At 49.1% G+C, this 7,562-nt stretch carries 5 protein-coding genes and 1 pseudogene; all 6 read left to right on the top strand.

What is annotated here, in order from left to right; all coding sequences use genetic code 11:
• Positions 1 to 83: 83 nt before the first annotated feature.
• The 6 genes and pseudogenes from DW033_RS23685 to DW033_RS23710 all read left to right on the top strand — a co-directional run bounded on the left by DW033_RS23685 (position 84) and on the right by DW033_RS23710 (position 7,320).
• The gene (locus DW033_RS23685) at positions 84 to 1,205 is read left to right on the top strand and encodes an efflux RND transporter periplasmic adaptor subunit (protein ID WP_005809248.1); all 1,122 of its coding nucleotides are present in this window, start codon (positions 84 to 86) and stop codon (positions 1,203 to 1,205) included.
• A complete protein-coding gene (locus tag DW033_RS23690) occupies positions 1,202 to 4,315 on the top strand; it encodes an efflux RND transporter permease subunit (protein WP_005809243.1) in 3,114 nt (1,037 codons plus the stop codon). The genes DW033_RS23685 and DW033_RS23690 overlap by 4 nt, the downstream gene beginning before the upstream one ends.
• The gene (locus tag DW033_RS23695; protein WP_005809240.1) at positions 4,316 to 5,674 is read left to right on the top strand and encodes an efflux transporter outer membrane subunit; all 1,359 of its coding nucleotides are present in this window, start codon (positions 4,316 to 4,318) and stop codon (positions 5,672 to 5,674) included.
• 121 nt (positions 5,675 to 5,795) lie between these two features.
• A pseudogene (locus DW033_RS23700) lies at positions 5,796 to 6,023 on the top strand (hypothetical protein); the annotation flags it as partial.
• Positions 6,024 to 6,025: 2 nt separating this feature from the next.
• The gene (locus DW033_RS23705) at positions 6,026 to 7,069 is read left to right on the top strand and encodes an ABC transporter permease (protein WP_005809236.1); all 1,044 of its coding nucleotides are present in this window, start codon (positions 6,026 to 6,028) and stop codon (positions 7,067 to 7,069) included.
• A complete protein-coding gene (locus tag DW033_RS23710; protein ID WP_005809234.1) occupies positions 7,069 to 7,320 on the top strand; it encodes an efflux RND transporter periplasmic adaptor subunit in 252 nt (83 codons plus the stop codon). The genes DW033_RS23705 and DW033_RS23710 overlap by 1 nt, the downstream gene beginning before the upstream one ends.
• Positions 7,321 to 7,562 lie beyond the last annotated feature (242 nt).

Genomic DNA, 7,562 nt, shown 5'->3' on the forward strand with positions numbered 1-7,562 from the left:
AATATCCGCATGAACGAAAAAGATAAACTTTTATTCATGTTCCAAAAATCAATTTATGAATTAATACAAAACAAGAAGAAAATATGAACAAGCAATTCATTATCACGAATTTCGCCGCATTTGCTCTCATGCTGTTCCTGCCGACCGGATGCAGGCAGGCGGACGGCAAGCAGGATGCGGTGCAGAGTTATCGGGTCATAAAGGTCGCGGCAAGTCCGGTGGAAATCTCCGAGTCCTATTCCGCCGCCATACGCGGACGGCAGGATGTGGACATCCTGCCGCAAATATCCGGGCGCATTATCCGTCTGAAAGTGAAAGAGGGTGAACGGGTGAAGACCGGTCAAGTATTGGCTGTAATTGACCAAGTGCCCTATCGGGCGGCATTACGCACGGCGCAGGCCAATGTCAGCGCGGCACAGGCAAAAGTGGAAACGGCAAGAATCGAGCTGCGGGGCAAGCAGGCATTGTTTGACGAGAAGGTCATATCCGACTACGAGCTTTCTCTCGCCCGGAACCAACTGGCAGTGGCGTGTGCTGAACTCGAACAGGCAAAGGCACAAGAATCGGATGCACGCAACAATCTCTCCTATACGGAAATCAAAAGCCCGAGCAACGGAGTAGTAGGCACATTGCCCTATCGCATCGGTGCGCTTGTCGGTCCCAATATGGCACAGCCTTTCACGGTCGTGTCCGACAATGCGGAGATGTATGCCTATTTCTCCATTTCGGAGAATATGCTACGGCGATATTCGGCTCGCTATGGCTCGATTGACAGCATGATAGCCGGGACGCCGGAAGTGGGCCTGCAACTCAACGACGGCAGCCTGTACAAGGCGAAAGGACGTATTGAAACCGTAAGCGGCGTGGTGGATCCTGTTACCGGAACGGTACAAATCAAAGCCCTGTTCCCCAATCCCGACCGCGAACTGTTGAGTGGCAGCATCGGCAATGTCATCCTTCAAAACCCGAAAACGGAGGCCGTAACCATTCCCATGACCGCCACCGTGGAACTGCAGGACAAGATTATCGCTTACCGTCTGAAAAACGGACAGGCGGAAGCCGCCTATCTCACGGTGGACCGCCTGAACGACGGCAACCGGTTTATCGTAAAAGAAGGTCTTTCGGTCGGTGACACCATTGTCGCCGAAGGCGTGGGACTGGTGAGAGAAGGCATGAGCATAACCCCTAAAAACGAAACGAAATGAACCTGCGATTTTTTATAGACCGCCCGGTGTTTTCGGGCGTTATCTCGGTGGTGATTGTACTGTTGGGCATGATTTCCATGTTTTCCTTGCCGGTGGAACAATACCCCGACATCGCACCTCCGACCATCAACGTATTCGCAACTTATCCGGGAGCAAACGCTGAAACCGTGCAGAAGGCAGTGATAACCCCTCTGGAAGAAGCCATCAACGGAGTGGAAGACATGACCTATATGACTTCCACGGCATCGAATACGGGAGATGCTTCCATCAACATCTATTTCAAACAGGGAACCAACGCGGACATGGCGGCGGTAAACGTGCAGAACCGCGTGAACGGCGCACTGAGCCAACTTCCGGCGGAAGCCACCAAGACCGGTGTCACCACTGAAAAGCAGCAGAATGCCGAACTGATGACTTTCGCGCTCTATTCGCCCGATGACCGCTTCGACCAGACCTTCCTGAGCAATTACGTGAAAATCAATGTCGAGCCGAGGCTGAAACGTATCAGCGGCGTGGGAAAGGCACAGTTGTTCGGTTCCAACTACAGCATGCGACTTTGGCTGCGTCCCGACAAGATGGCGCAATACGGGCTTATCCCCGATGACATCTCTGCCGTACTTGCACGACAGAACATCGAGGCCGCCACCGGCTCCTTCGGTGCCAATCATCCTACCGCCAATGAATACACGATGAAATACCGCGGACGCTTGTCCGGAGCGGAAGAGTTCGGTGAGCTGGTCGTCAAGTCACTGCCGGGCGGCAATGTGCTTCGGTTGAAAGAGGTTGCCGATGTGGAACTGGGCGATGAATACTACAACTATTCCTCCGAGGTGAACGGGCATCCGGCAGCTATGATGCTCATCAACCAGAAAGCCGGGTCCAATGCATCAAGCACCATCAAGGAGATTCACGAAGTGCTTGACGACCTTAGCCGGGACTTGCCCGAAGGGACGGAATTCGTGGTGCTTACCGATACCAACAAGTTCCTGTATGCCTCCATCCACTCTGTCCTCCGCACCTTATTGGAAGCGATACTTCTGGTCATCGTGGTGGTGTATGTGTTCTTGCAGGACATCAAGTCAACGCTTATCCCTACCATATCCATCTTCGTTTCCATCATCGGCACATTTGCCGTGATGTCCATGATTGGATTCTCCATCAACCTGCTCACCCTGTTCGCGCTTGTGCTTGCCATCGGAACCGTGGTCGATGATGCCATTGTGGTGGTGGAAGCGGTGCAGGCGAAGTTCGATGAGGGCTATCAATCAGCAGTTCTCGCGGCTGATGATGCCATGAAAGGCGTTTCGTCGGCTATCCTGACCTCTACCATAATCTTTATGGCAGTGTTTTTCCCCGTAGCCATGATGGGCGGGACTTCGGGAGCGTTCTACACGCAGTTCGGTATCACGATGGCTGTTGCCGTGGGAATCTCGGCAGTCAATGCCTTCACACTCTCACCGGCACTTTGCGCGCTGCTGCTGAAACCCTATATCGATGAGCAGGGCAACACTAAGAACAATTTTGCAGCCCGTTTCCGTAAAGCGTTCAATGCCGTCTTCGACAGTCTGAGCCGACGCTATGTACGTGGAGTGATGTTCATTATCCATCGCCGATGGCTGTTGTGGAGCATCATAGGCATTTCTTTCGGGTTGCTGGTGCTGCTGGTCAATGTCACAAAGACGGGACTTATTCCCGAAGAGGACACCGGGACGGTCATGGTGAGCATGAACACGAAGCCCGGCACATCCATGGCTCAGACAAGTAAGGTGATGGAGCGTATCAACAGCCGTCTCGACAGCATCGGCGAGATTGAATACAGCGGTGCGGTAGCCGGTTTCTCTTTCAGCGGTTCCGGTCCCTCGCAGGCGATGTATTTCGTGACACTCAAAGACTGGGAGGATCGTAAGGGAGAGGGGCAGTCGGTGAATGATGTCATCGGAAAGATTTATGCCGCCACTTCAGATATTCCCGATGCCACGGTGTTCGCCATGTCGCCTCCGATGATTGCCGGGTACGGCATGGGAAACGGTTTCGAGCTTTATTTGCAGGACAAGGCGGGCGGAAACATCGCCGCTTTCAAGGAAGAGGCGGACAAGTTTGTCGAAGCCTTGTCGCAACGACCCGAAATCGGCGAAGTCTATTCCTCCTTTGCCACGGACTATCCGCAATACTGGGTGGATATCGATGCCGCCAAATGTGAGCAGTCGGGTGTGTCGCCCGCAGATGTGCTTTCCACATTGTCGGGCTATTATACCGGACAATATGTTTCCGACTTTAACCGGTTCTCCAAGCTCTACCATGTGACCATGCAGGCTCCGGCGGAATATCGTGTGAATGCGGAATCCCTGCACCACATGTATGTGCGCGCCTCCGATGGCGGCATGTCGCCTTTGAGCCGGTTCGTGCGCCTGACCAAGACCAACGGCCCGTCAGACCTCACCCGTTTCAACCTGTTCAACGCCATCTCGATTAGCGGGTCGCCGGCGCAGGGTTACAGTTCAGGGCAGGTGCTCGAAGCCATCGGCGAGACGGCACGTGAAGTGCTTCCGTCAAATTACACATACGAGTTTGGCGGCATTTCGCGTGAGGAAAGCAAGACGACCAACAATGCCACGCTTATATTCCTGCTCTGCATGGTTCTGGTCTATCTGATTCTGTGCGCCTTGTATGAGAGCGTGTTCATACCCTTCGCGGTTCTGTTGTCGGTGCCTTGCGGACTAATGGGCAGTTTCCTGTTTGCGTGGCTCTTCGGTCTGGAGAACAACATCTACATGCAGACCGGATTAATCATGATTATCGGCCTGCTTGCCAAGACCGCCATCCTGCTTACCGAATACGCCGGCAAGCGGCGGTCGGAAGGCATGACGCTGGCACAGGCAGCATACAGTGCGGCAAAAGTCCGCCTGCGCCCTATATTGATGACTGTGCTGTCCATGGTGTTCGGTCTTGTCCCGCTGATGATGGCGCACGGAGTGGGTGCCAACGGCAGCCGTTCGCTTGCCACAGGTGTAATCGGTGGAATGATTGTCGGTACTTTGGCTCTGTTGTTCCTTGTGCCGTCATTGTTTATTGTATTCCAATATATTCAAGAACGTGTTAAGCATAATTAAATGAAGAAGACAGTAATATATATCATATTGTCAGGATGGATGTTTGCCGGTTGTGGCACATACAGCCGGTATCATCGTCCTGACCTCTCAACGGAGAATCTGTATCGGGACGTACCGGCGGACATTGATACAACGACCATCGCGTCCCTGTCGTGGCGGGAAATGTTTACCGACCCGAAACTCCAGTCCTTGATTGAAACCGGACTTGAACGGAACACAGACCTCAATGTGGCACGGTTACGCGTGGAAGCGACAGAAGCCGTCCTGATGACTGCCAGACTATCATATCTTCCATCACTGGGACTGACTGCCGAAGGTAATGCCAATAAACATGACGGAGCAACGGCAAAGACATATAATGTGGGAGCGTCGGCAAGCTGGGAACTGGACATCTTCGGCAAACTTACGGCGGCAAAGCGTGGTGCAGCCGCCGCGTTACAAGGAAGCCGTGCCTACCGGCAGGCCGTACAGACACAGCTTGTCGCCACTATTGCAGACAGTTACTACACCCTTGCCATGCTTGACGCACAAATGGCAATAAGTAACCGGACTTTGGAGAACTGGCGGACTACCGTACGTACTCTTGAAGCGTTGAAAAAAGTGGGGAAATCAAACGAAGCCGGCGTATTGCAGGCAAAGGCGAACGTGATGCGACTCGAAGCATCCCTGTTATCCATACGCAAGAGTATTTCCGAAACAGAAAATGCCCTGTCTGCGATACTTGCCATGCCGTCACACTCGATTGGACGAAGTAATCTGGCCGAGGCTGCTTTCCCCGATACTGTCTCGATTGGAGTCCCTTTGCAACTGCTTTCCAACCGTCCCGACGTGCGTCAGGCTGAAATGGAACTGGCGCAGGCGTTCTACGCCACCAATGCGGCTCGTGCCGCCTTCTATCCCAATATTACCCTCTCGGGGACTCTTGGATGGACTAATAACGGCGGTGGCGTAATCGTAAATCCCGGACAATGGTTGCTCAATGCCATCGGTTCCCTGACACAGCCCTTATTCAACCGGGGCACAAACATCGCCAACTTGAAGATAGCCAAAAGCCGTCAGGAAGAAGCCAAACTGTTGTTCCGGCAATCATTGCTGAACGCTGGAAAAGAAGTGAACGATGCTCTGACTGCATGGCAGACGGCAAAATCGCAAATTGAAATCAATGCTCGACAGGTTGAAACATTATGCGATGCTGTGCGAAAGACAGAATCGCTTATGCGTCATTCCAATGCCACCTATCTGGAAGTGTTGACCGCCCAACAGTCTCTTCTCGAAGCGGAAGTGCAACAGCTACAAACTCGTTTTGAACGCATACAAAGTGTAATCAAACTTTATCATGTGTTGGGAGGAGGAATGTAACTGCAATAAATAGAAAAATTTGAAATTATTATTAGTGTTATTCATCTCGGATATTTTTCGTGATTCTGCCGCATGTAGATATTGTACGAAAGCAATATTTGGATTGTAAAATATCAAGCCAATGAAAATACTTTTGCAGCATAAAATATTTATAGGATACTTTCTTTTAATGGCGATCATTGGCAGCATGGTCGCTATTGTTCTGCACGAGCGTAGTCGTGTACAGAAAATAGAGAATGAATCAATCGCTATTTTTCAAACCCAGCACAATATCAATACCACACACCGCTATGTGACCACGTTAGTAACTTATGGTGAATCCGTCATGGTATGGAATGATGAGGATTCTGGGTGAAGTATAAGAATATCAGAGAAGGGGAACAATTGCATTTCGATTTGCATTTTCTTAACCGCATAAAGAAACAGTTCCCGGGGATAAAAGCTATTTCGCCTGAAATAACAGGACCTTATTCGCAAGTGATGAATAAAGCTAAAAGCGGACTTTTTAAGATTATAGGAATCAATGAAAACTATATGGGAATTAAGATACTTAAAATCAACGAAGATGGACGATATTTTAATAAAGGAGATGACGAGAATACCCGTAATGTTACCATTATCGGCGAAAATGTCAGTACGACCTTATTTAATAATCAAAAAGCGTTGGGTAAGTCGATCAACATTGCCGGTATTGATTTTAAGGTGATAGGCGTACTAAAGAATGATGATATTTTCAGCGCTTCGGAAATCAATTCGGTATATGTGCCCTTCTCAAGTTACATAAACTGTATTGACAATAAGACTCCATTGCGCGCTTTCTGTTTATATCTGAACAAAGAAGTTGATTCCAAGCGATTTGAGAATGAGCTGAGAGCCTTCATCGCTAATAAATACCAATTTGCTTATTCTGATAAGCAAGCCTTACAGATAATCAATTTTGAGACACAAACATCTGCTTTTGAGGGACTCTTTGATGGATTGAAAATGTTTATCTGGATCGTAGGAATTTGTTTTCTGATAAGTGGTATTGTTGGAGTAAGCAACATCATGTTTGTCGTGATCAAAGAAAGGAGTAGCGAAATAGGCATCCGTAAGGCTGTAGGAGCAACTCCTAAATCCATTCTTGTGTTAATGCTGACGGAATCTGTCATCATAACTGTAATCTCCGGTATCATCGGATTGATATCAGGTGCAGCTATTCTTGAGATTATAAATTGGTTGCTCGAAAGCGCCCGTCACGCGACAATGATAAAGCATGCAGAAATAGATATAAATGTAGCTGTTCTCGCTTTGGTTATCTTGATTTTGTCCGGTGTCATTGCCGGAGCATTTCCGGCTATGAAAGCATCTGTTATACAACCCATTGACGCCATTAGAAACGAAAATATAGGATAATGAAGACATTTAAGATTATATTAATTTGCATCTTTTCCGCCACACTGGCATTTGTTGCTTTTCGTTCTTCGCTAAGAGGTACAAAGGCAATTTACGAAACTACACAACCACAATATCGCGAGATCAAAGAGGAAATAAACATATCCGGCAATGTTTTTCCGATGAAGGAGATCGAAATAAAATCGCAGATATCGGGAGTCCTGGACAAGATTAATGTTTCGATAGGAGATAAAGTGCGCATAGGAGATTAAATATAAATTCAAGCAATCATAGCCCGTAATTCACTGAATTTGGCTATCTTTGCATAACATTTGAGAAAAACGGCGATTGGCAGGAGCTTTTCGCCGCCAACATATAGGATAAGACCGCAAGGCGTTTCAAGCGAAAATCTGGTAAATTGGAACTACGGAGACGATTGCGTGATGCTTATGCTATGCTTACGCATAGCGTGCATTCACGTACTCTCCGTAAAGGCTTTACCAGAGCCATCGCT

The organism is Parabacteroides sp. AF39-10AC (assembly GCF_003635405.1).
Classification (GTDB): Bacteria; Bacteroidota; Bacteroidia; order Bacteroidales; family Tannerellaceae; genus Parabacteroides; species Parabacteroides distasonis.